Source organism: Imhoffiella purpurea (assembly GCF_000585215.1).
In the GTDB taxonomy this organism is placed as follows: domain Bacteria; phylum Pseudomonadota; class Gammaproteobacteria; order Chromatiales; family Chromatiaceae; genus Imhoffiella; species Imhoffiella purpurea.
This window is the reverse complement of sequence record NZ_AONC01000034.1, coordinates 20,391-41,719: the sequence shown is the minus strand read 5'-3', so window position 1 is coordinate 41,719 and position 21,329 is coordinate 20,391. Positions and strand designations below refer to the sequence as shown.

The following is a 21,329-nucleotide window of genomic DNA, read 5'->3' as shown; positions in this document are numbered from 1 at the left end:
GCTCTCGCGCCGAGCGGCCGATGGGGTGCTGCCGGCCGGCGGACTATTGCTCGCAGTCTTCGGGCAGGGCCAGCGCGCAACGGTTATGCCCCTCGCATTTGGCGCGATACAAGGCCGCGTCCGCACGGTCGACGCAGGTCTGAAGACTGCTCCGAGGTTCGCAAGTGCTGACTCCCAGGCTGATGGTGACCTTCTGCCCGATGCCGAAATCCGCGCGTTCGACGATTCGGCGCAGCTTCTCGGCCTGCTCCCTGGCCATGGTCAGATCGGTATGGGTCGAGATGACGAGGAATTCCTCGCCGCCCCAGCGCACCAGGGTGTCGCTGCTGCGGATGTGTCGTTCCGCCAGCAGGCTGAGCTGGCGCAGCACGGCGTCTCCCTTGGTATGGCCGAAGCAGTCGTTGATGCGCTTGAAATGGTCGATGTCGAACAGGATCAGCGACAGCTGCAGGCCGTAGCGCTCGGCACGATGCATCTCCTGTTCGAATCTGGGCTCCACGACATAGCGGTTGAGCAGGCCGGTGAGCGGATCGTGCTCGGCCAGATAGTGGATCCTGGATTCCGCTCGGCGCAGTTGGCGCAATGGAAAGACATCGAACAGCAGGATGGCGATGCTGCCCCCCAGCGCCATGAAGAGGGCGATGGTGAGGCTGATGCGCAGCGTGGGCTCCAGCGAGGCGCTGGTTTCCAGATAGCCGACGGGCACGCCGGCATCGAACAAGGGCGCGCGCTCCTTGATCGTCGGCGGGTCGGGGTGTCTGCCCAGCGCGATCAGGAGTGTGCCGTCCTGCTTGTAGACCGCTTGTCGTACCTGTCTGCCCAGGGCCTCTCGACGCAGCAGTCCGACGAACCTCGGATCCTCGTAGCTCCAGAGCGTCGGGTTGCGGGCGATCACCTTTTCCATGATCTGCTTCGCCGAATATTCGGAGAGGGTCGCCAGGATTCCGGCGATGAAATGTCGCTCGAGATTGAAGTGCATGACCGGGATCAGGATCGTGAGTGTCAGGGCGATGACGACCACGCCCCATCGCAGGAGGTTGGCGATATGGCGACTGGCCGTGGCGAAGGACGTCACGGCGCGGATGCCGGGGCCGGAAGGGCGAGATTGCCCTCGCTTTGGATGATCGCCCGTCCTCGTCCCGAGTAGACGAAATCGACGAATCGCGACACCTCGGGGGGCGGAGCGGGCCGGGTCACGAGAGAGAAGTCCGTCCAGAGTGCGTAGGCGCGATTGGCGCGCCCGTCCCTGATCGGCTCCTCGCCTTCGAAGGCGAGTATCGGCAGGTCCCGATTCTCGCTCGACAATTGCGCATAGGGTGCGTAGCCGAAGGCCCCGGGGATTCTGGCGATGGTGTCCAGGTTTTCCTGGGAGGTGAGGGGGACCAGCAGATCGGAGCGCCGCACGGCGATGTCGACCGATCGAGCGAGTTCGGGATCGAGCGTGCGGATCACCATGGTGTCCGAGTCGGTCGATGGACGCATGACCGGACGGCAGTGGCTGTCGTCCGACCAGGTGGTGCGCAGTCCGCGATAGATTTCCGACAGGGTCCGAATCGTGAGACCCTTTTCCTCGACCGCCGGCTGCGTCACGAAGACGAGCGGCGTTCTGGCGAATGGATGGACCCGGATCCCCGATGCGCGCTCGGATTCGGTCAGGTCGCGTGCGGCCAGGGCGATGGCGAGACGGCCGTCGGTCAGGGCGCGGATGCCGCCTCCCGTTCCTAGGCTCGTCTCGAGCAGTTCGAGTTCGCTATCCGGATGGAGCGAGCGGTATGCCGTCAACAGATGCGCCAGGGTTCCGAGGGCTCCCCCGGTACCGCCGATCAACATGGCCTCGGAGGCGTGCGCGACCGGTGCGGCCCAGCAGCTGGAGGTCAGCAGGGCGATGAGGCCGGTACCGCGCAATCCTCGGATGGGCATCTACAGCTCCAGAGTGGATGACGACTGCTCCGAGCGCCGATCATAGCACGGGCCTCATGCCGTGGACCCCGGTCCGGCGCCGAGCCGCGGACCTCCAAGCCCAATGTCAGGAAAATCTGACAGCAAACTCGGTCGCTCCTGACCGCAAATCCCGCCTCCGTCTGATATTTCGCTAGACTCCTGGGGGCTATTCTGCATCGCATGGAAACCCAGTCGAGTTCCTCATGCGAGTTCTGATCGTCGATGACAGCCTGATCGTATGGCGGCGGTTGTTCGACATGTTGCGAGATCTTTCGGACGTGTCGCTCCTTGCCTACAGCCGCAACCTGGCTGAAGCGCGTCTCTGCCTGTCCGGCTTCGGTCCGGACCTGCTGGTGCTGGATATCGCCTTGCCCGACGGCACCGGACTGGACTTGCTCCAGGAGGTGCGAGGCAGCGACTTGCCCACCAAGGTGGCCGTTTTCAGCAATCAGGCCGAATTGCGCCGTGCGAGCCTGGATCTGGGAGCCGACTGGTATTTCGACAAGTCCATGGACTATCCGCAATTGCTGAGTCTGATCGAGGATCGGGCCTACTGGTCCGCGCACAAGGGTAGCCAAGCCGGAGCAAGCTATGCCGAATCCTGAAGAAGCGATACGCGTTTCGTGGCAGATCGCGATCCCATCACTCATGGGTGTGCTCGGTGGCGGGGCCGTGATCCTCCATGCCGGGGATCAGTGGCCGACGGCCACGATACTGGTGCTGCTGGGTGTCGCCGCTGGGGTGGCGACGGCCCTGCTGTCGCGTCGTGCGCTGAAGCGGGAGGGCGAGCGGGTCCGTGCCCGGACGCTGGCCGAGATTCCTCCGCCACCCCTGTCCGTCGAGGGACTGGATCAGCTCTGCGTACAGGTCCTGCCCATCTGGCGTCGCCAGGTGGACACCGCCCGCCATCAGACCGAAGAGGCCATCACAGGTCTGACCGGGCGCTTCAGCGGGATCTACGACAGGCTCGAATCGACCATGACGCTGTCGGGGGAGGCGGCCGGCGGGTTGTCCGGGTCCGGAAGCCTGGTGGAGACCCTGGCAGAGAGCCGCCGGGAGCTGAGCGATGTCGTGGCCAGCCTGCGCACGGCGCTGGAGGCGAAGGGCGAGATGCTGGGGCATATCCAGGAGCTGGCGGCCTTCACCTCCGAGCTTCGGGAGATGGCCGCCGCGGTGGCCAAGATCGCCGACCAGACCAATCTGCTGGCCCTCAATGCCGCCATCGAGGCGGCCCGCGCCGGAGAGGCAGGACGCGGATTCGCCATCGTGGCCGACGAGGTGCGCAATCTCTCGGCGATGTCCGGCGATACCGGCAAGCAGATCGCCGAGCGGGTCAAATCCATCAATCAGGCCATCATGCTCGCGCAGAACACCGCGGCCCGCTATGCCGAGGAGGACGCTCAGCTGGTTCAGGGCGCCGAGCATGCCATCCACTCGGTCGTGGACAAATTCGAGCGTGGCGCCGACGGGCTTTCGGGCTCGGCGGAGATGCTCCGCGAGGTCGGCGCGGCGGTGCAGGGCGAGATCGCCGAGGTTCTGGTCGGGCTGCAATTCCAGGACCGGGTGAGTCAGATCCTGGTCCAGGCCACGGGCGACATGGAGCGCCTGGCGTCCCACCTGGAGGAGGTTCTCGAGCAGCAGGAGCTCGGCCATCGCGCCCAGGCCATCGATGCCGGCCACTGGCTTCAGGAGCTGTGCCGGACCTATACCACCGCCGAGCAGATGGACAACCACCATGGTGGGGCCGCTGCCGACGCGCAAGACAATACAGAGATCACCTTCTTCTAAACCGATATTTCCGAACTGGAGTTCGAGATGAGCAAAACGATCATGATCGTGGACGATTCGGCGAGCGTGCGCCAGGTCGTTTCGATCGCACTCAAGGGTGCCGGCTACGACGTCGTGGATGCCTGCGACGGCAAGGATGCCCTGACCAAGCTGGACGGGCGCAAACTTCATCTCATCATCAGTGACGTCAACATGCCGAACATGGACGGCATCAGTTTCGTCAAGCAGGTCAAAGCCCATCCGTCCTACAAGTTCACGCCGGTCATCATGCTGACCACGGAGTCGGCCGCGGACAAGAAGCAGAGGGGCCAGGAAGCGGGTGCCAAGGCCTGGATCGTCAAGCCGTTCCAGCCGCAGCAGATGCTCGCGGCGGTCTCCAAGCTGGTGCTGCCATGAGCGAGGCCCAGGTCCACTCCGCGCTCTGTCTCGAGGGCGAGCTCAACATCTACTGCGCCTCCGAGACCAAGATGCGGCTCATGGAGTTCCTGAGTCGGGCCGAGGATCCGTCCCTGGATCTGTCGGCCGTGACCGAGCTGGATACGGCGGGGCTTCAGGTGCTGATCCTGGCGAGGCAGGAGGCCGAGCGCATGCGCAAGCCGCTGCGGTTCCTCAATCCCAGCGATTCGGTTCGGGACGTCTTCGATCTCTGCAATCTGACGGTCCGCTTCGGAGACGCCCGCGGACTGGAATCCAACTCCTGAGGACCGATCCATGAACCTGGACAAGGCCCAGCAAACCTTCATCGAGGAGAGTCGCGAGCTACTGGAGGCCATGGAGGATGCGCTCCTGACCCTGGAGACGTCGCCGGGCGATACGGATGCCATCAACGCCGTGTTTCGCGCCATGCACACCATCAAGGGTGCGGCGGGCCTCTTCGGGCTGGATCACATCGTCAGCTTCACTCACGTGGCCGAGAGCCTGATGGATCGCGTGCGAGACGGCGAGCTGAGCGTTGACGACAAGCTCATCGCGCTTCTCCTCGGCTGTCAGGATCATATCGCGACCCTGCTCGAGGAGCTGGCCGCCGGGAACGAGACTCCGGATGCCGACCTCTTGACGGCGAGCACCGGCCTGATCGCCGGTCTCAATCTCTATCTGGGGGAGTCCCCGGTCTCGGATGAGGCGGCTCCCGAGTCTCCGGCGAGCGCGTCCCCGGGCATGGGCATGGGGGGGGCAGGGGTGGATCAGGATACCTGGCACGTCTCGGTCCGCTTCGATCGCGATTTGCTGCGCAACGGCTTCGATCCCCTGTCCTTCGTGCGCTATCTGGGAACCATCGGCACCCTGGTCCATGTCGAGGTGATCGACGACGCCATCCCGGCGGGCGACGAGATGGACGCCGAGGCATGCTATCTGGGCTTCGAGATCCGTCTGGCCGGCGCACTGTCCAAGGGCGACATCGAATCGGCCTTCGAGTTCGTGCAGTCGGACTGCACGCTCACCATTCTCCCTCCAAACAGCCAGATCGGTGCCTATATCGATCTGATCCAGGATCTCCCCGAGGATTCGGCCCGTCTGGGCGAGATCCTGGTCGCCTGCGGGACGCTCACCGAGCGCGAGCTGGAGGAGGGGCTGCGCATCCAGTTCGGCGGTCAGGAGGAGCCGGTCGATAGGGGCGATGTGAAGCCGGCCCAGCCGCTGGGAGAGATCCTGGTCGAACGCGAGCTGGTCCAGCAGGAGCTGGTGGACGCGGCCTTGGACAAGCAGCGCCGTACCCGGGAGGCCAAGACGCGCGAGGCCCGGGTCATCCGCATCGATGCCGCCAAGCTCGACGATCTGATCAATCTGGTCGGCGAACTGGTGATCGCGGGCTCGGCGGCCGAGACACTGGCCCGCCGCAGCCGCAACCGCTCGCTGGTCGAGGCCAATGCGACCATCGGCGGTCTGGTGGAGTCGATCCGCGACAGCGCGCTGCGGCTGCGCATGGTCGAGATCGGCGAGACCTTCAACCGCTTCCGTCGCGTGGTCCGCGACGTCTCCCAGGATCTGGGCAAGGAGATCGACCTCGTCATCACCGGTGCCGAGACCGAGCTGGACAAGTCGGTGGTGGAGAAGATCGGCGATCCGCTGATGCATCTGGTGCGCAACGCCATGGACCATGGTCTCGAATCCACCGAAAGGCGGATCGCGGCGGGCAAGCCGGCCAAGGGGACGCTGCGCCTCAACGCCTATCACGAATCCGGGAGCATCGTCATCGAGATCGTCGACGACGGCGGCGGTCTGGATCGCGCCCGGATCCTGGCCAAGGCCCAGGAGCGGGGTCTGGTCCAGCCGGGTCAGACGCTCAGCGATCATGAAATCGATCACCTGATCTTCGAGCCCGGCTTCTCGACCGCCGAGCAGGTGACCAATCTCTCCGGACGCGGGGTCGGCATGGACGTGGTTCGGCGCAATATCGACGCCTTGCGCGGCACCATCGGTCTCCAAAGCGAGCCCGGAGTCGGTACTCGGGTCGCCATTCGTCTGCCACTGACCCTGGCCATCATCGACGGCTTCCTGGTCGGGGTCGGAGACGGCTACTACATCATTCCGCTCGATTGCGTGGTCGAGTGCATGAAATGCGATCCGGCCGAGACCAGCGACAAGGACTACATCAATCTCCGCGGCCAGGTGCTGCCCTTCCTGCGTCTGCGCGATCTCTTCCATATCGGGGGCACTCCGCCGCGGCGTCAGAACATCGTCGTCATTCAGTACGCCGGCCAGCGGGTCGGCTTGGTCGTGGATTATCTGCTGGGCGAGTTCCAGACCGTGATCAAGCCATTGGGGCGTCTGTTGAACCATCTCCGGGGATTCTTCGGCGGCTCCACCATCCTCGGTGGGGGGGAGGTGGCGATGATTCTGGACGTTCAGGAGCTCATTCGAATTTCCGTACAGCGCGAAGCAGGCGGGGCGGTGGAATCCAGCCCCGGCAAAGAACAGATCGACCTCGTTTGACATTCAGCAGTTTGCTCAGGTGACACCATGGACCAAGCTCAATCCAGCAATTCCAATTCCACTCAGGACCAGGCCGGCAAGGGACGTTTCGACATGAGGATCGGAACCCGACTCAATCTATTGATCGCCAGCGTCGTACTCGTACTCATCGTCATCACGGCTGTCTCACTGGGTGTTCTGCGATCCTCGATCATGCAGGAGAAGCAGGACAAGCTTCAGAACATGGTCGAGCTGGGCGTGAGTGCGCTCGATTATTACGAGAGCCAGGTCAAGAGCGGCGCCATGACACCGGAGGCCGCCCGAGAAGAGGCCAAGGAGGCATTCTCTGCCATGCGCTACGAAGGGGACAACTATCTGTTCGTGATCGACACGGACTATCGGATGCTGGTTCAGCCGATCAAGCCCGAACTGGTCGGCAAGGACGTCTCCGGTGTCAAGGACAGCACCGGCGTGAGCATCCTGCGCAAGCTGGTCGATCATGCCATGTCCGGCGAGTGGGAATTCCTGGAATATCTCTGGCCCAAGCCGGGTCACAGCGAGCCAGTCGCCAAGCTGTCCGTCGGGCATCTCTACGAGCCCTGGGGCTGGGTGATCGGTACGGGCGTCTATATCGACGACGTGAACGCGACCTTCTGGGAGGCCGCGTTGCTCCTCTGCGCCATCGCCTTGGTTTCGGCCATCGTGCTGCTCGGATTCGCGGTGCTCATCACCCGCTCCATCGTGCGCCCCATCGGTCGGGCCGTGGAGGCCGCGGATCTGCTCGCCACCGGCGATCTCAGCCAGCTGGTGGATTCGCAGAGCCGCGACGAGACCGGCCAGCTGCTGCGCGCGGTACGCAAGGTTCAGGACAGTCTCCGCGCCATGTCGGCCGATACCCGGCGGCTGATCCGCGAGACCGAGCTCGGCCGTCTCAACGAGCGCGCGGACGCCGGCCAGCATGCCGGCGAATACCGCAAGATCGTGGAGGGGATCAACGCGACCCTGGATCGTCTGGTCGGCTTCCTCGACTTCATGCCGGCTCCGGCCATGATCATGGACCGGGATTTCAACATCCAGTACATCAACGAACTCGGGGCAAAGATGGGCGGCAAATCGCCGGACCAGCTGTTGGGTACCAAATGCTACGACCAGTTCAGGACGAGTGATTGTCAGTCGGCCAAGTGCGCCAGCGCCTGCGCCATGAACAAGAACCAGACCGCATCGAGCGAGACCGACGCCCATCCGGGCGGCCGCGATCTGGATATCGCCTATTCAGGTGCCCCGTTGGTGGACGGCGAGGGCAATGTGGTCGGGGCCTTCGAGTTCATCGTCGATCAGACCCAGGTCAAGCGCAACGAACGGGTCGCGAGAAAGGTCTCCGAGTATCAGAAGGCCGAGACCCACAAGCTGGTGACGGGACTGACGAAGCTCGCCGAGGGCGACGTCGACTTCCAGATCCTGACCGATGCCGCCGATGCCGACACCCAGGAGGCGAAGGAGACCTTCGACGCCATCTCCACGGCCGTCAACACCAGTATCGAGGCGATCAAGTCCGTGATCGCGGATACCCGCACATTGTCCGAGGCCGCCCTGGAGGGCCGGCTGGACGAGCGTGCCGATGCGACCCATCATCGCGGCGACTTCCGCCGCATCGTCGAGGGGATCAACGCCACCCTGGACGCGGTGGTCGGTCCGGTGAACGAGGTGATGCGCATTCTGAGCCTGATGGAGGAGGGCGATTTGTCCGAGACCATCGAGGCCCGCTACCATGGGCGGCTCGAGGAGCTGCGTACCACGGTCAACAACACGGTGGTCAAGCTGGCTCAGACCATGCAGGACGTGCGCAGCACCGCCGACGATCTGACCTCGGCCGCCGATCAGGTCAGCATGACCTCCCAGTCGCTGTCCCAGGGCGCGACCGAGCAGGCCGCGAGCGTCGAGGAGACCTCGGCCTCGATGGAGCAGATGTCGGCCTCGGTGGCGCAGAACACCGAGAACGCCACCGTGACCGACGGCATGGCGGCCAAGGCGGCGAAGGAGGCATCCGAGGGCGGCGTCGCGGTGAAGGAGACCGTGATGGCGATGAAATCGATCGCCGAGAAGATCGGCATCATCGACGACATCGCCTATCAGACCAACCTGCTGGCCCTGAACGCGGCGATCGAGGCGGCGCGCGCGGGCGAGCACGGCAAGGGCTTCGCCGTGGTCGCGGCCGAGGTGCGCAAGCTGGCCGAGCGCAGCCAGGAGGCGGCCCAGGAGATCGGCGAGGTGGCCAGCTCCAGCGTTCAGCTGGCCGAGAAGGCCGGATGTCTGCTCGACGAGATCGTGCCGGCGATCGCCAAGACCTCGGATCTGGTGCAGGAGATCGCGGCCGCGTCGAGCGAGCAGTCGACCGGCGTGAGTCAGATCAACGGCGCCATGGAGCAGCTCAATCAGACGACCCAGCAGAACGCCTCGGCCTCCGAGGAGCTGGCGGCGACGGCCGAGGAGATGAGCAGCCAAGCCGAGCAGCTCCAGCAGATGATGAGCTTCTTCAAGACCGGCGGCGGTTCGGTCCAGCTTCCGGCGGCGCCAGCCAAGCCCAAGGCGTCCGCCGAGCCGAGAATCGTATCCAAGCCGAGCGTCAAGCGGCTCTCCTCCAGTCCGATGCTGGATTCCGAATTCGTCAGTTTCTGAGGGAGGTGATCATGGCATCCAAGGATCCAAACACGCGGTCCGGTCCGATCGACGTCGAGGAGGAAGGCACCAGCCAGTATCTGACCTTCACCGTGGCGGGACAGATGTTCGGCATCGGCATCCTGGCGATCAAGGAGATCATCCAGTACGGCGCGGTTTCGAGCGTGCCCATGATGCCCGACTTCATCCGGGGCGTGATCAATCTGCGCGGGGCCGTGGTTCCGGTCGTGGATCTGTCCGCCCGTTTCCATGGACGGGCGGCTGAGGCCGGGCGGCGCAGCTGCATCGTCATCGTCGAGATGAACGAGGAAGGCAGCGTTCAGGACGTGGGCATCCTGGTCGACAGCGTCTCGGCGGTGCTCGAGATCTCGCCCGAGGAGATCGAGCCGCCACCGGCCTTCGGCGCCGGCATCAAGAGCGACTTCATTCGGGGCATGGGCAAGGTGGACGGTCGCTTCGTCATCCTGCTCGACGTCTCGCGCGTCTTGGGCACCGAGGGTCTCATCGGTCTCGTGTCCCCCGCGATCGCCGCCGTTTCCAATCGGGCCGCATCCTCGGGTTGAAGACTCCTCGGCGACCGGTTCCGCCTCCGTCGGGTGTCGGGACCGGTCGTCTGATCATGGCCGGCTTTGCGCTCGGAGGGGCGGCTCGCCGGTGGCGGACGAAGGCATCGATGGATCCCCCGAAGTCCATGAAGGGCATTCCAGATGACGGCGAGGCCTCGCAGATTGGTCCGCCGAGCCGATGCATTCCTGCATGGTTGGATGATTTCACACTAATCAAGGGGACCTATCCTCATGAAGTTCACTGTCGCCAAAAAGATGACCCTGCTCGTGGGTGCGGCGCTGCTCGGAATCGGACTGCTGACCTTCCTGAACGACCGGCAGATGGTCAAGGTCTATGAGGCGGCGAATTACAGCACCCTCAATTCGGTCCCCAGCCTGGTGGCCCTGGACGACTTGCGCGGTCGGTTCGCGCGGCTTCGGGTCAGCGTCTATCGTCATATCCTCAGTACCGATTCGGCCAGGATGGCGGCGGTCGAGAAGGAGATCGCCGAGGGTCGCGCGGGATTCGAGCAGGCGGAGCAGGCCTACCTGTCCCTCGTCTCCGACGAGACGGACAAGGGGTTTCTCGAGCGGGAGATGGCGCTGTACCAGCAATACGTCGTCGGACTCGATCCGCTGCTCATGCGCTCGCGCACCAACGACCTCGAGGCGGCCCATGAGCAGGCGTCCGCGATCGCCTCGATCGCCAGGCAGCTCGACACCGTCCTCGACGAGCATTTCGCATACAACGTCGGACTGGCGAATCGGGCGGCCGATCTGGCCGAGACCACCCGCGATAGCGCCTTCGGCACGACCCTGATCCTGGTCGCTCTGACCCTGTTCGTGGTCGGCCTCCTGGGGATCACCATCACGCGCGGTCTGCTCAAGCAGCTGGGCGGCGAGCCCGACTTCGCCGCCGCGGTCGCCAACCGGATCGCGGTCGGTGATCTGGGCTCGGAGATCGTCCTCAAAAAGGGTGATGACTCCAGTCTGATGGCGGCAATGAATAAGATGTCTGACGCCATCCAGCGCTTCATCGCCGAGATGAGCCGGATGGCGGACGAGCACGACGCGGGCGACATCGACGTGCGCATGGACGAGGCGCGGTTCCAGGGCGATTTCCAGGTGATGGCCAAGGGCGTCAACGACATGGTCGCGGGCCACATCGCGGTGAAGAAGAAGGCGATGGCCTGCGTGAAGGCCTTCGGCGAGGGCGACATGGACGCCGAGCTGGAACTCTTTCCGGGGAAGAAGCGCTTCATCAACGACACCATCGAGCAGGTGCGGGGCAACATCCGCGGTTTCATCGCCGAGATGAGCCGGATGGCGGACGAGCACGACGCGGGCGACATCGACGTGCGCATGGACGAGGCGCGGTTCAAGGGCGACTTCCGGACGATGGCCAAAGGGGTCAACGACATGGTCGCGGGCCACATCGCGGTGAAGAAGAAGACGATGGCCTGCGTGAAGGCCTTCGGCGAGGGCGACATGGACGCCGAGCTGGAACTCTTTCCGGGGAAGAAACGCTTCATCAACGACACCATCGAGCAGGTGCGGGGCAACATCCGCGGTTTCATCGACGAGATGAGCCGGATGGCGGACGAGCACGACGCGGGCGATATCGACGTGCGCATGGACGAGGAACGGTTCAAGGGCGACTTCCGGACGATGGCCAAGGGGGTCAATGACATGGTCGCGGGCCACATCGCGGTGAAGAAGAAGGCGATGGCCTGCGTGAAGGCCTTCGGCGAAGGCGACATGGACGCCGAGCTGGAACTCTTTCCGGGGAAGAAACGCTTCATCAACGAGACCGTCGAGCAGGTGCGCGGCAACATCAAGGCCCTGATCGAGGACGCCGACCGGCTGGCCGAGGCCGCCGTGGCCGGCCGGCTCGAGGTGCGCGCCGACGCCGCCCATCATCGCGGCGACTTCCGTCGCATCGTCGAGGGGATCAACGCGACCCTGGATGCGGTGATCGGTCCGGTGAACGAGGTGATGCGCATCCTGAGCCTGATGGAGGAGGGCGATCTGTCCGAGACCATCGAGACCCGCTACCAGGGGCGGCTCGAGGAGCTGCGCACCACGGTGAACAACACGGTGGCCAAGCTGGCTCAGACCATGGTCGATGTGCGCGATACCGCGGACGATCTCACCTCGGCCGCCGATCAGGTCAGCATGACGTCCCAGTCGCTGTCCCAGGGCGCGACCGAGCAGGCCGCGAGCGTCGAGGAGACCTCGGCCTCGATGGAGCAGATGGCGGCCTCGGTGGCGCAGAACACGGAGAACGCCACCGTGACCGACGGCATGGCGGCCAAGGCGGCGAAGGAGGCGGCCGAGGGCGGCGAGGCGGTGCGCGAGACCGTGCATGCCATGAAGCAGATCGCCCAGAAGATCGGGATCATCGACGACATCGCCTATCAGACCAACCTGCTGGCCCTGAACGCGGCGATCGAGGCGGCGCGGGCGGGCGAGCACGGCAAAGGCTTCGCGGTGGTTGCGGCCGAGGTGCGCAAGCTGGCCGAGCGCAGCCAGGAGGCGGCCCAGGAGATCGGCGAGGTGGCGGGCTCCAGCGTGGAGCTGGCCGAGCGCGCCGGACGTCTGCTCGACGAGATCGTGCCGGCGATCGCCAAGACCTCGGACCTGGTGCAGGAGATCGCGGCCGCGTCGAGCGAGCAGTCGACCGGCGTGGGCCAGATCAACGGTGCCATGGAACAGCTCAATCAGACGACCCAGCAGAACGCCTCGGCCTCCGAGGAGCTGGCGGCGACGGCCGAGGAGATGAGCGGCCAGGCCGAGCAGCTCCAGCAGATGATGAGCTTCTTCAAGACCGGCGGCGAGTCGGCCCGCCCCCTCCCTGCGGCTGCCGCATCGGCATCCAAGGCGCTCAAGGCCCCCGAGGAGGCGAGCATGGTATCCAAGCCGGGCCTCAAGCGGCTGTCGGCCAGCCCGACGCTGGATTCCGAGTTCGTCAGTTTCTGATGGAGGTTGTCATGGCATCCGAAGACGAGACGCGACATGAGCACGCATGAGACGCGGCTGAGCGACCATGAGTTCGCTCAATTCCGGAAATTCATCTATGGCGTCGCCGGTATCAGTCTGTCCCCGGTGAAGAAGACGCTGGTGGCGGGGCGCCTGACCAAGCGTCTGCGTCACCATGGTCTGAATAGCTTCACCGACTATTATCGTCTGATCTCGGCCGAGAGCGAGGAGCGCCAGATCGCGGTGGATCTGCTGACCACCAACGAGACCCATTTCTTCCGCGAGCCGAAGCATTTCGAGCTGCTGCGCGACGGGCTCCTGGCCCAGCATCCGCGCGAACGTCCCTTCCGGGTGTGGAGCGCGGCCTGCTCCAGCGGCGAGGAGGTCTACACGCTCGCCATGGTGCTGGAGGAGTCTCTGGGGGCCGGCTCCTGGGAGGTCTTGGGTTCCGACATCAGCAGCAAGGTCCTGGAGCAGGCCGAATCCGGGCTCTATTCGATGGAGCGCGCGCCCGAGCTGTCGCAGGCCCGGCTGAAACGCTATTGTCTCAAGGGGATCGGCAGCCAGGAGGGACGCTTCATCATTTCGCCCCAGCTCCGTTCCAGGGTGAGTTTCGCCCAGATCAACCTGACGGCGCCATTGCCCTCGACCGGAACCTTCGACGCCATCTTTCTGCGCAACGTCATGATCTATTTCCAGCCGGATACCAAGCGCAAGGTGGTCGAGAGTCTCATGAACCGTCTGCGTCCGGGGGGCTGGTTCTTCATCGGACACTCGGAGAGTCTCACCGGATTGGTCAAGGGGTTGGAAGGAATCGCCCCCGCCGTCTATCGCAAGGTCTGAGCGGACCGCCTCCATGACCAATACCCGTCAAGAAAACCAACAAGACATCTATGTCTATCCCTGCGACATCTGGTTCGGGGGCGGAGAGACGCGTCTGCGGACCGTCCTCGGTTCCTGTGTCGCCGTGACCCTCTGGCATCCGACGCTACGGATCGGAGGACTCTGCCATTTCATGATCTCCCGTTCCCCTGCCTCCCTCAAGCCCGACCGTGGCGGCTGTTACGCCGATTCGGCGATGGCGATGCTGGAGCGCGAGATCGAGGCGACCGGACGTCCGCCGCACGAGTTCGAGGCCAAGCTCTTCGGTGGCGGCATCATGTTTCCCTGTCCCGATGCCGGATGCGACATCTCCACCAATCGGGTCAACGAGCGCAATATCGCGGCCGGTCGCGAACTGGCGAAATATTTCGGGCATCCGGTGGTGGCCGAGCATCTTGGCGGTCACGGGCATCGTCAACTGGTGTTCGATGTCGCCAGCGGTCTCGCCTGGCTCAAGCATTCCCCCGTCGTCTGCGAGGGCTGGTGCCGTCGGTGCAAAAAGGAGAAAGTGGCATGAGTGCATGCATCAAGGTCATGATCGTGGACGATTCGGCCACGGTACGGCAGGTGCTTTCCGGGTTGCTCGAGAACGAGCACGACTTGAAGGTGATCGCGACCGCCTCGGATCCGATCTTCGCGCTCGAGAAGATGAAGCGCGATTGGCCGGACGTCATCGTCCTCGACGTGGAGATGCCTAGGATGGACGGCATCACCTTCATGAAGAAGCTGATGGCCGAGCATCCGACCCCCGTCGTCATCTGCTCCTCCCTGACCGAGAAGGGTGCCCAGACGACGATCGAGGCCTTGGCCGCCGGCGCCATGGAGGTGATCACCAAGCCCCAGGTGGGGCTGAAGGATTTTCTCTCCTCGGCGGCCAAGGAGGTCGCCCGGGCCGTACGCGCGGCCTCCAAGGCCAATATGAAGCGGGTCGCATCGGCTCCGGCCCCGGCGGTGGTCCCGAAATATACGGCCGACGTGGTGCTCGGCAGTGCCCCCGATCGGGCGATGCATCAGACCACGGAGAAGATCGTGGCGGTCGGTACCTCGACCGGCGGCACTCAGGCGCTGGAGGTGCTCCTGACCGCCTTGCCGCGCACGGCGCCGGGCCTGGTGGTGGTGCAGCATATGCCCGAGCAGTTCACGACCGCCTTCGCCAAGCGGCTCGACGGTCTCTGCCAGATGGAGGTCCGCGAGGCCCAGAACGGCGACCGGGTGATTCAGGGACGGGCACTGATCGCGCCCGGAGGTCGGCACATGGTCCTCAAGCGCAGTGGCGCCCAGTATCAGGTCAGCATCATGGACGGTCCGCCGGTGAGCCGGCACAAGCCGTCCGTCGACGTGCTCTTCCGCTCGACCGCGCGCAGCGCCGGGCGCAACGCCCTGGGGGTCATCATGACCGGCATGGGCGACGACGGCGCACGCGGACTCAAGGAGATGCGCGACGCTGGCGCCATGTCGGTGGCGCAGGACGAGGCGACCTGCGTCGTCTATGGTATGCCCAAGGAGGCGGTCAAGCTGGGTGCCGTCGAGCGGTCGATGCCGCTCGGCGATATCGCCGGGACCATCATGGCCTTCGGAGAGGGGCGGAGATAGCGAACAAGGTCGGTGGAGTATGACGATGCATCTTGGGCCCTTTGACGTCAGGCGCCCCATCTCCGTCACCAGGGTCTCGATCCTCCTGGCCTTGCCGGCCCTGATCTGGCTGATCTCGGGTTCGCTCGGCGATGTCTGGTCCGGTGTCCCGGGCATGCTCAGGGGCCTCGTCCAGGTGGCGATGGCCGCCTTCGCCGCGACCCTCGCCGAGCGGGCCGCGGTCAGGGTCGGTCTGATCGGCTCCTCGACTCGGGCGAGCTGGAGCCTGCGGATTCCGCTGGCGGCGGCATTCGCCGTTCTGCTCGCACTGGCCGCGGGACTCGACCTGACGAGCTGGCTGCTGTTGTCGGTCTATGCCGCGTCCATCGTCGTTCTCGCCGCCGCCACGGGACGCAGCGCCAGTCGCCGGCGTCGGACCATACTGCTGGGTCTGATCCTGCTGCAGATCTGGGTGCTGGCGCTCGGGTTGACGTATCGGATGCCCGGTCTTGCGCCGTTCCAGCCGGTTGTCGATCTGATGATGCTGGTCGGGCTCTATTGGATGCTGCGGGAGGCATCTCCAAAGGAGACCGAAGCGTCCGGCCTGAGGCCCAGGCCGAGCGTCGAGTGCATCGAGCGTCTGATCGATCATGCCCCGGCGGGTATCCTCATCATGGATATGGACGCCGGCATTCGCTACGTGAACCGACAGTTCGCCACCATGATGGGCGAGACGGACGAGCCCCTCGCTATCGCTAACCTGCTGGATCTGATTCCCGATGCCTCGGGTCGGGAGTCCCTGCGCCGCGCGCTCGCCGAACTCGGAGACTGCGCCGAGCCCGAATCCGGTAGCTCGGTGTCTCTCCCCCTGGTTGGGCCTGACGGCAGGGATGTCACCACCGACATGACCCTCAGCTGTGCCAGTATCGGCGGATGGCCTCTGGTCATGGCGTTCGTCCAGGACACCTCCGAGCAGACCCGCCAAACCTATCTGCTGCACACCATGGCCACCCAGGACGATCTGACGGGGTTGCCGAATCGCTCGCAGCTATCCCAGATCCTGGCCGACGAGCAGGGGCTCCTCGTGCCCGGCGCCTTGGCCCTGATCGATCTGGACCGTTTTCGCCAGGTCAACGAATCGCTCGGGCACGAGTTCGGCGACCTCCTGCTGGTCGCCGTCTGTGCGCGACTGGTCGAGATCCTGCCGCCAGGCACGCCCCTGGTGCGCTTCAGCGGCGACGTGCTGGTCGCCGTCCTCTTTGGGGCCGACCGCAAGTCCGTCGTCGCTCTGTCCGAGCGGATCCTGGCGGCATTCTCCGCGCCCATCCTCATCAATGAGTGGGAACACCGTCAGACGCTGAGCCTGGGCATCGCGCTCATTCCATCCGATGGCCGCGACGTGAGCCAGCTGGTGCGCAAGGCCGACCTGGCCTTGGGATGGGCCAAGACATCCGGGGGCGGCAGCTATGCCTTCTACGACGGTCCGGTGGCCGAGCAGGTCCAGCGGAGGCACCGGCTGCAGGGTCTGCTGCGTGTGGCCATCGAGGAGCAGGAGTTCCATCTGCATTACCAGCCGCGCATCGATCTGCTCACCCGACGCATCACCGGCTGGGAGGCGCTGCTGCGTTGGAACTGCCGTCAGGAAGGGGCCATCAGCCCGGCCGAATTCATCCCGGTGGCCGAGGAGTCCGGACTCATTCTGGAGATCGGGGACTGGGTTCTGCAGCAGGCACTGGAGCAGCAGGCCAGTTGGCTGGATCAGGGGCTGAATCCGGGCACCATGGCGGTCAACCTGTCGCCGCGTCAGCTGCGTCGGCCCGATCTCGCCCAGCGCATCGCGACCATGCTGATGCGCAGTGGCGTCGAGGCCGGCCAGCTGGAGCTCGAGATCACCGAGACCGCGCTCATGGAGGACGTTCAGGATGCGATCCGCATCCTCAACGAGCTCAACGACATGGGGGTGCGTCTGTCGGTCGACGATTTCGGCACCGGCTATTCCTCGCTCGGCTATCTGCGCAGCTTCCCGCTGGACCGGCTCAAGATCGATCGTTCCTTCGTGAGTCCGCTCGGTGGCGATGGCGGCCATCACGAGGCGATCACGCGCGCCATCATCGTCCTGGCGCATTCGCTCGGGCTCTCGGTGGTCGCCGAGGGCGTGGAGACCGAGGCTCAACTGCGCTATCTGGTGCTGAACGATTGCGAGGAGGTGCAGGGCTTTCTCTTCAGCCGTCCGCTTCCGGCCGAGGCGTGCGAGCGTCTGCTGCGCGACGGACGGACACTGATGGTGCGTTCGGCGGAGGGGACCTGAGTCTTCTCGAGGACGCATTTCCAGGAACGCCGACCCGCGACCGGCACTGCTATCGAGGCGGGGCGAATTCCGGGTCTTGAAATCAATGCGAATTGTTCGTATTTTTTGCTATGCCAACTCTACCCCGAAACGGCGCCGAACCTGTTCCGTCGCCGCCCGAAGGAGTCTGCATGAGCCTCTTGAGTCCCTGTCTCGATCGCACGCTCTCCTCCAAGACCCGATTCCGCGGGCGCCTTCAGCGCTGGCTGCGGGCCGTTCTCGACTCCATGCCGATGAGCCGGCGGCGTGAACGCTGGGGCATGATTCACCGCTTCGCCAAGGAATCGGGTCGTCACTGCCGCGATCGATCCGAATAGCCTTCTCATCCTTCGCTGCGCCTGGGATTGGATTCAGGCCAGCCTGTCCCTATCCGCCGTTTCCCGGCACGGGTCGGTGGTTCTCCGTTTCCTTCCTCCGGACAGGAATGCCTGAAATAGGCATGGTCTCTCCGTGGCCGAGATCGCCCGCACGGGATCCCGGCTGCACGGAAATGGGCCTCGTGTATCGGTTCGCCATCCTGTCATTGGGCTCTTGACCATTGGCCGATAGGCTTCTATATTTATTGAGAACGGTTCGCATTAGCAATAAATGTCAGGGGGCTTCCGCGAATGCCGAGCCTGTTCCTCATCGAGATCGCCATGCCAGCCGCCCAGGGACTCGGTTCCGGGCCGCCCGCCGGCCGTTCGCAATCAATCCCTATGGAGAAGCTGGATGCAACATCTCATCGCCATGCTGTCGGCCGATGATCTCGGTCGTCTCGATCGTCGCGTCTTGGAGTCCAAGGTGGGCGACCTGATTCGCGGCTATGCGCACGAAGGGACCGCCGAAAGGGCCGAATCCGTCGTGCGTCATCTCGAGGCACTCTATCTCCACCCGGAGGTCTGCCGCGACCCCGAGGAGCAATGCGCCTATCGCCGTTTCGCCCGGCACTGGCGCTGGATCGCCGGGCATCGTGGCGCGCCCCGATGCGCAGCGGCCACCGCGTCCTCGTGATGCCGGGCCATGTCGACCGCAATCCCGTGATGCCCGATCAGCCTTGGAGTGCAGCCATGACCGCCGCGACATCCCTCTCTTCCATTCATGCCCTTGGAACGCCTTGGGTCGATGACGACGAACCCGCGGGCCGAGGATTCGAGTCGGCGCGGCAGAGCGGCCATTGGACCGAGATGCTGTGGGACCTGGCCTGTCTCGGCCGGGTTCGGGTCGAGACCCGCATACCGGGCATTCAGGTCTCCCAGAGGATACATCTGCAGGGGTTGCATCTTCGCGAAGGGCTGGGCTATGCCGCCGGACCTGGGTTCGAGCTCTATTGTCTGCTCGATGCCTGGCATGCGATGCGTCCCTCGACATCGAACCTGTCCGACCCCGGGGTAGGGCTTTGCATCGAGGGCGTCGATCGGGAAACGCTGATGCGGGTGTCGGCCGAGCCCGGCGGGCCTGCATTCCTGCTCAAGACCTTTCTCGGAATCCATTGTCCGCATGGCGGGAGAACGGCTCCCATGCGGGCGGATGCGGATCGCTTCACCCGGCTGGACAAGTGGATGCAGACATTGGCCGCGGTCCTGAGGCTCGGAGGATCGCCGCCCGACGTCGGCGACCTGGCCGAAGTCGGTGGCCGGCTCACACTGAACCCGGCGCGGATGCAGTCCCGCGGGCGCGCGCGTCTGGCCGCGCCCGAACTGGTTCCCTGCTTTCTCGAGGCCGTCTCCGATCAGTCCCTGGGCGTGCGTCTGTTCACCGGTACCCGAGGGGTGGCGCAGAGCTGCACGGGATGCTTCCACAGTTTTCGTCAGCGCAAAGGCGACCAGCTGCGCTGGTCGGGCGACCTGGCCGAGGTGCGTTTCGACGCGGAAGCGATCGACAGTGCCTGGGTGCTCGAACGGCCGGGTCCAAGGGGAGGGCGCTACCAATTGAGGCTCTACGATGCGGAAGGGCGCGCCCTCATGCTGATCGAGTCCAGTGAGCCTCCCGGTCGCCCGGAGAATCCCATCTGGCAGAGCCTGATCCGAGCGCTGTTCGATTGAGACCGATGGGTCTTGAGCAGAGATGGAGTCCCCTATGCGGGAGGGCTAGGGGACTCGGTCCGCAGTGCGGTTCGATGGATCAGACGGCGACGCCGAGGATGACGGCCGATGCCTTGAAGACGGCCATGGCCGAGGTGCCTTCCGCGAGGCCCAGCTCCGACTCGGCATTGTGGGTGATGGTGGCATGGACCTCGTCACCGCCCGCGAGTGCGATGGTGATCTCGGCGCTCACCGGACCGGCGGTGACCTTCTTGACCGTGCCGGCCAGACAGTTGCGTGCACTGAGGCGGATTCCCGAATCGTCCGTCATCACGAGCACGGACGATGCCTTGACGAGGGCGACGACCTCCTTTCCCGCGGCCAGACCCAGCGATTGGGCGCTGTCGTTGGTGACCATGGCAACCAGCTTGTCACCGCCCTGCAAGAGGACGTCCACTTCGCTATTGACCGCGCCGGCCTTGACCGTTTCGACCGTACCGCGAAGGATATTGCGTGCACTGATTTTCATGTCTGAACTCACTCTTCTTCACTAGGGTTGCAGTGGTCCCTCGAAGGGGACCCCATCGTTGCCAGACCAGTCTCCTGACGCGCTCAATCTATGGCGATGCGGTTTGTATTTGCAACCATAGCGAGCGACCGCTGGTCGGTAGCGATCTCCGTTGTATAATCGGCGCTATATTTTTTTCAATATAGCGAATCCAATGCTCCCCAATGGTGCAGAATCCGTCCGCCTCATGAGCAGGCTGTCGGTCGAGACTCAGCTCGGCAGCTTCCTGGGCGATACCCGCATCCGGCTGCTGGAGGCCATCGGCCATTACGGTTCCATCTCGCGCGCGGCCAAGGCCGTGCCCATGTCCTACAAGGCGGCCTGGGACGCCGTCGATGCCATGAACAACCTCGCCGAGACGCCTCTGGTCCAGAGTTCGGTGGGCGGACGCCAGGGTGGAGGCACGCATCTGACCCCCTATGGCTCCAGGCTCATCGCCATGTTCCGTGCGGTCGAGCAGGAATACCAGGAAGCCCTGGAGCGGCTCTCGCGCGAGATGAGCCAAAACGAGGAAGCGGATCTCCAGGAGTGCCGTCGGCTATTGAGGCGGATGGGTATGAAGACCAGCGCCCGCAACCAGTTCGTGGCCAAGGTCTCCGGCATCCATTTCAGCGAGGTCAGTAGCGAGGTGCGGTTGGACGTCGATGCCGGGGTCGAGCTGACCGCGCTCATCACCAGGGAGAGTGCGAGCCATCTCCAGCTCGAGATCGGTCGCGAGGTCCAGGCATTCATCAAGGCGTCATCCGTCATCCTCTCGGTCGATCCGCATCTGCGGACCTCGGCGCGCAATCACCTCTGGGGCCAGGTCAAACGCATCCACCAAGGCGCCGTCAATACAGAGGTGACCCTGGTGATCGCCGGGGGACGCACGGTCACGGCCCTCGTCACCAAGGAGAGCGCCGCGAGCCTCGGGCTGACGGTCGGCGCATCCGTCTGCGCCGTCTTCAAGGCATCCAGCGTCATTCTAGTCACCCTGAACTGAGCGCATCGGGGATCCTTCTCGTATTTCTGGCCCTATCGATGTAGGATTGCGCACCGTTGTATAACATGCGACATAGCGCTTGGCGCCTTTGCACCCAACTCTCCCCATAGTTCTATTTTCAAGGGATCCGGTG

General features: G+C 64.5%; 19 protein-coding genes and 1 pseudogene. 17 read left to right on the top strand and 3 right to left on the bottom strand.

The window, feature by feature from the left end:
- Nucleotides 1-43: 43 nt before the first annotated feature.
- Together D779_RS21105 and D779_RS11330 are read right to left on the bottom strand one after the other, a co-directional pair.
- Nucleotides 44-1,075 (bottom strand): GGDEF domain-containing protein, encoded by a 1,032-nt coding sequence (locus D779_RS21105; RefSeq protein WP_052348057.1) that lies wholly within the window; start codon nucleotides 1,073-1,075, stop codon nucleotides 44-46.
- Complete coding sequence (locus D779_RS11330) at nucleotides 1,072-1,920, bottom strand: PstS family phosphate ABC transporter substrate-binding protein (RefSeq protein WP_043753912.1); 849 nt, start codon at nucleotides 1,918-1,920, stop codon at nucleotides 1,072-1,074. Before D779_RS11330 ends, D779_RS21105 begins: the two co-directional genes overlap by 4 nt.
- 224 nt (nucleotides 1,921-2,144) lie before the next feature.
- On the opposite strand from D779_RS11330, the gene D779_RS11325 reads away from it, so the two are divergent.
- The 16 genes and pseudogenes from D779_RS11325 to D779_RS11255 all read left to right on the top strand — a co-directional run bounded on the left by D779_RS11325 (nucleotide 2,145) and on the right by D779_RS11255 (nucleotide 19,667).
- Nucleotides 2,145-2,546: a response regulator gene (locus tag D779_RS11325; RefSeq protein ID WP_052348056.1), complete on the top strand. Its 402-nt coding sequence runs from the start codon at nucleotides 2,145-2,147 to the stop codon at nucleotides 2,544-2,546.
- A gap of 43 nt (nucleotides 2,547-2,589) precedes the next feature.
- Complete coding sequence (locus D779_RS11320) at nucleotides 2,590-3,729, top strand: methyl-accepting chemotaxis protein (protein WP_232424162.1); 1,140 nt, start codon at nucleotides 2,590-2,592, stop codon at nucleotides 3,727-3,729.
- A 27-nt stretch (nucleotides 3,730-3,756) separates the two neighbouring features.
- Nucleotides 3,757-4,125 carry a response regulator gene (locus D779_RS11315; protein ID WP_043753910.1) on the top strand — a complete coding sequence of 123 codons (369 nt, stop codon included), beginning with the start codon at nucleotides 3,757-3,759 and terminating at the stop codon, nucleotides 4,123-4,125.
- Complete coding sequence (locus D779_RS11310; protein ID WP_043753907.1) at nucleotides 4,122-4,430, top strand: STAS domain-containing protein; 309 nt, start codon at nucleotides 4,122-4,124, stop codon at nucleotides 4,428-4,430. Before D779_RS11315 ends, D779_RS11310 begins: the two co-directional genes overlap by 4 nt.
- Nucleotides 4,431-4,440: 10 nt before the next feature.
- Nucleotides 4,441-6,663, top strand: coding sequence for a chemotaxis protein CheA (locus D779_RS11305; protein WP_052348054.1), 2,223 nt, complete (start codon nucleotides 4,441-4,443; stop codon nucleotides 6,661-6,663).
- Nucleotides 6,664-6,690: 27 nt separating this feature from the next.
- The gene (locus D779_RS11300) at nucleotides 6,691-9,318 is read left to right on the top strand and encodes a cache domain-containing protein (protein ID WP_043753904.1); all 2,628 of its coding nucleotides are present in this window, start codon (nucleotides 6,691-6,693) and stop codon (nucleotides 9,316-9,318) included.
- 11 nt (nucleotides 9,319-9,329) lie between these two features.
- On the top strand, nucleotides 9,330-9,881 hold the full coding sequence (locus D779_RS11295) for a chemotaxis protein CheW (protein ID WP_043753952.1): 552 nt from the start codon (nucleotides 9,330-9,332) through the stop codon (nucleotides 9,879-9,881).
- 234 nt (nucleotides 9,882-10,115) lie between these two features.
- Nucleotides 10,116-11,150, top strand: a pseudogene (locus D779_RS23355) (MCP four helix bundle domain-containing protein); the annotation flags it as partial.
- A gap of 27 nt (nucleotides 11,151-11,177) precedes the next feature.
- On the top strand, nucleotides 11,178-12,842 hold the full coding sequence (locus tag D779_RS23350) for a methyl-accepting chemotaxis protein (RefSeq protein ID WP_456297599.1): 1,665 nt from the start codon (nucleotides 11,178-11,180) through the stop codon (nucleotides 12,840-12,842).
- Between the two features lie 36 nt (nucleotides 12,843-12,878).
- The gene (locus D779_RS11285; RefSeq protein WP_043753898.1) at nucleotides 12,879-13,685 is read left to right on the top strand and encodes a CheR family methyltransferase; all 807 of its coding nucleotides are present in this window, start codon (nucleotides 12,879-12,881) and stop codon (nucleotides 13,683-13,685) included.
- A gap of 13 nt (nucleotides 13,686-13,698) precedes the next feature.
- Nucleotides 13,699-14,241 (top strand): chemotaxis protein CheD, encoded by a 543-nt coding sequence (locus D779_RS11280; RefSeq protein ID WP_043753896.1) that lies wholly within the window; start codon nucleotides 13,699-13,701, stop codon nucleotides 14,239-14,241.
- Nucleotides 14,238-15,317: a protein-glutamate methylesterase/protein-glutamine glutaminase gene (locus tag D779_RS11275; protein ID WP_043753893.1), complete on the top strand. Its 1,080-nt coding sequence runs from the start codon at nucleotides 14,238-14,240 to the stop codon at nucleotides 15,315-15,317. Before D779_RS11280 ends, D779_RS11275 begins: the two co-directional genes overlap by 4 nt.
- Before the next feature lie 25 nt (nucleotides 15,318-15,342).
- Nucleotides 15,343-17,604 (top strand): putative bifunctional diguanylate cyclase/phosphodiesterase, encoded by a 2,262-nt coding sequence (locus tag D779_RS11270; RefSeq protein WP_043753951.1) that lies wholly within the window; start codon nucleotides 15,343-15,345, stop codon nucleotides 17,602-17,604.
- Nucleotides 17,605-17,774: 170 nt separating this feature from the next.
- A complete protein-coding gene (locus tag D779_RS11265) occupies nucleotides 17,775-17,960 on the top strand; it encodes a hypothetical protein (RefSeq protein WP_043753891.1) in 186 nt (61 codons plus the stop codon).
- A 394-nt stretch (nucleotides 17,961-18,354) separates the two neighbouring features.
- Entirely contained in the window at nucleotides 18,355-18,636 is a 282-nt protein-coding gene (locus D779_RS11260) for a hypothetical protein (protein ID WP_052348053.1), read from the top strand.
- A 56-nt stretch (nucleotides 18,637-18,692) separates the two neighbouring features.
- Nucleotides 18,693-19,667, top strand: a complete 975-nt coding sequence (locus D779_RS11255; RefSeq protein ID WP_157726377.1) for a hypothetical protein — start codon at nucleotides 18,693-18,695, stop codon at nucleotides 19,665-19,667.
- 79 nt (nucleotides 19,668-19,746) lie between these two features.
- Here D779_RS11255 and D779_RS11250 read toward each other — a convergent pair whose 3' ends face one another.
- Nucleotides 19,747-20,175: a TOBE domain-containing protein gene (locus tag D779_RS11250; RefSeq protein WP_043753885.1), complete on the bottom strand. Its 429-nt coding sequence runs from the start codon at nucleotides 20,173-20,175 to the stop codon at nucleotides 19,747-19,749.
- A gap of 226 nt (nucleotides 20,176-20,401) precedes the next feature.
- Between D779_RS11250 and D779_RS11245 the strand changes: the two genes are divergently transcribed.
- Nucleotides 20,402-21,196, top strand: coding sequence for a TOBE domain-containing protein (locus D779_RS11245; RefSeq protein ID WP_232424161.1), 795 nt, complete (start codon nucleotides 20,402-20,404; stop codon nucleotides 21,194-21,196).
- Nucleotides 21,197-21,329 lie beyond the last annotated feature (133 nt).

What these genes read in the sequence shown, in the direction of transcription:
- D779_RS11330 (WP_043753912.1), bottom strand. Translation starts at nt 1,920, where the DNA reads ATGCCCATCCGAGGATTGCGCGGTACCGGCCTCATCGCCCTGCTGACC.
- D779_RS11325 (WP_052348056.1), top strand. Translation starts at nt 2,145, where the DNA reads ATGCGAGTTCTGATCGTCGATGACAGCCTGATCGTATGGCGGCGGTTG.
- D779_RS11320 (WP_232424162.1), top strand. Translation starts at nt 2,590, where the DNA reads ATGGGTGTGCTCGGTGGCGGGGCCGTGATCCTCCATGCCGGGGATCAG.
- D779_RS11315 (WP_043753910.1), top strand. Translation starts at nt 3,757, where the DNA reads ATGAGCAAAACGATCATGATCGTGGACGATTCGGCGAGCGTGCGCCAG.
- D779_RS11310 (WP_043753907.1), top strand. Translation starts at nt 4,122, where the DNA reads ATGAGCGAGGCCCAGGTCCACTCCGCGCTCTGTCTCGAGGGCGAGCTC.
- D779_RS11305 (WP_052348054.1), top strand. Translation starts at nt 4,441, where the DNA reads ATGAACCTGGACAAGGCCCAGCAAACCTTCATCGAGGAGAGTCGCGAG.
- D779_RS11300 (WP_043753904.1), top strand. Translation starts at nt 6,691, where the DNA reads ATGGACCAAGCTCAATCCAGCAATTCCAATTCCACTCAGGACCAGGCC.
- D779_RS11295 (WP_043753952.1), top strand. Translation starts at nt 9,330, where the DNA reads ATGGCATCCAAGGATCCAAACACGCGGTCCGGTCCGATCGACGTCGAG.
- D779_RS23350 (WP_456297599.1), top strand. Translation starts at nt 11,178, where the DNA reads ATGAGCCGGATGGCGGACGAGCACGACGCGGGCGACATCGACGTGCGC.
- D779_RS11285 (WP_043753898.1), top strand. Translation starts at nt 12,879, where the DNA reads ATGAGCACGCATGAGACGCGGCTGAGCGACCATGAGTTCGCTCAATTC.
- D779_RS11280 (WP_043753896.1), top strand. Translation starts at nt 13,699, where the DNA reads ATGACCAATACCCGTCAAGAAAACCAACAAGACATCTATGTCTATCCC.
- D779_RS11275 (WP_043753893.1), top strand. Translation starts at nt 14,238, where the DNA reads ATGAGTGCATGCATCAAGGTCATGATCGTGGACGATTCGGCCACGGTA.
- D779_RS11270 (WP_043753951.1), top strand. Translation starts at nt 15,343, where the DNA reads ATGCATCTTGGGCCCTTTGACGTCAGGCGCCCCATCTCCGTCACCAGG.
- D779_RS11265 (WP_043753891.1), top strand. Translation starts at nt 17,775, where the DNA reads ATGAGCCTCTTGAGTCCCTGTCTCGATCGCACGCTCTCCTCCAAGACC.
- D779_RS11260 (WP_052348053.1), top strand. Translation starts at nt 18,355, where the DNA reads ATGCAACATCTCATCGCCATGCTGTCGGCCGATGATCTCGGTCGTCTC.
- D779_RS11255 (WP_157726377.1), top strand. Translation starts at nt 18,693, where the DNA reads ATGACCGCCGCGACATCCCTCTCTTCCATTCATGCCCTTGGAACGCCT.
- D779_RS11250 (WP_043753885.1), bottom strand. Translation starts at nt 20,175, where the DNA reads ATGAAAATCAGTGCACGCAATATCCTTCGCGGTACGGTCGAAACGGTC.
- D779_RS11245 (WP_232424161.1), top strand. Translation starts at nt 20,402, where the DNA reads ATGAGCAGGCTGTCGGTCGAGACTCAGCTCGGCAGCTTCCTGGGCGAT.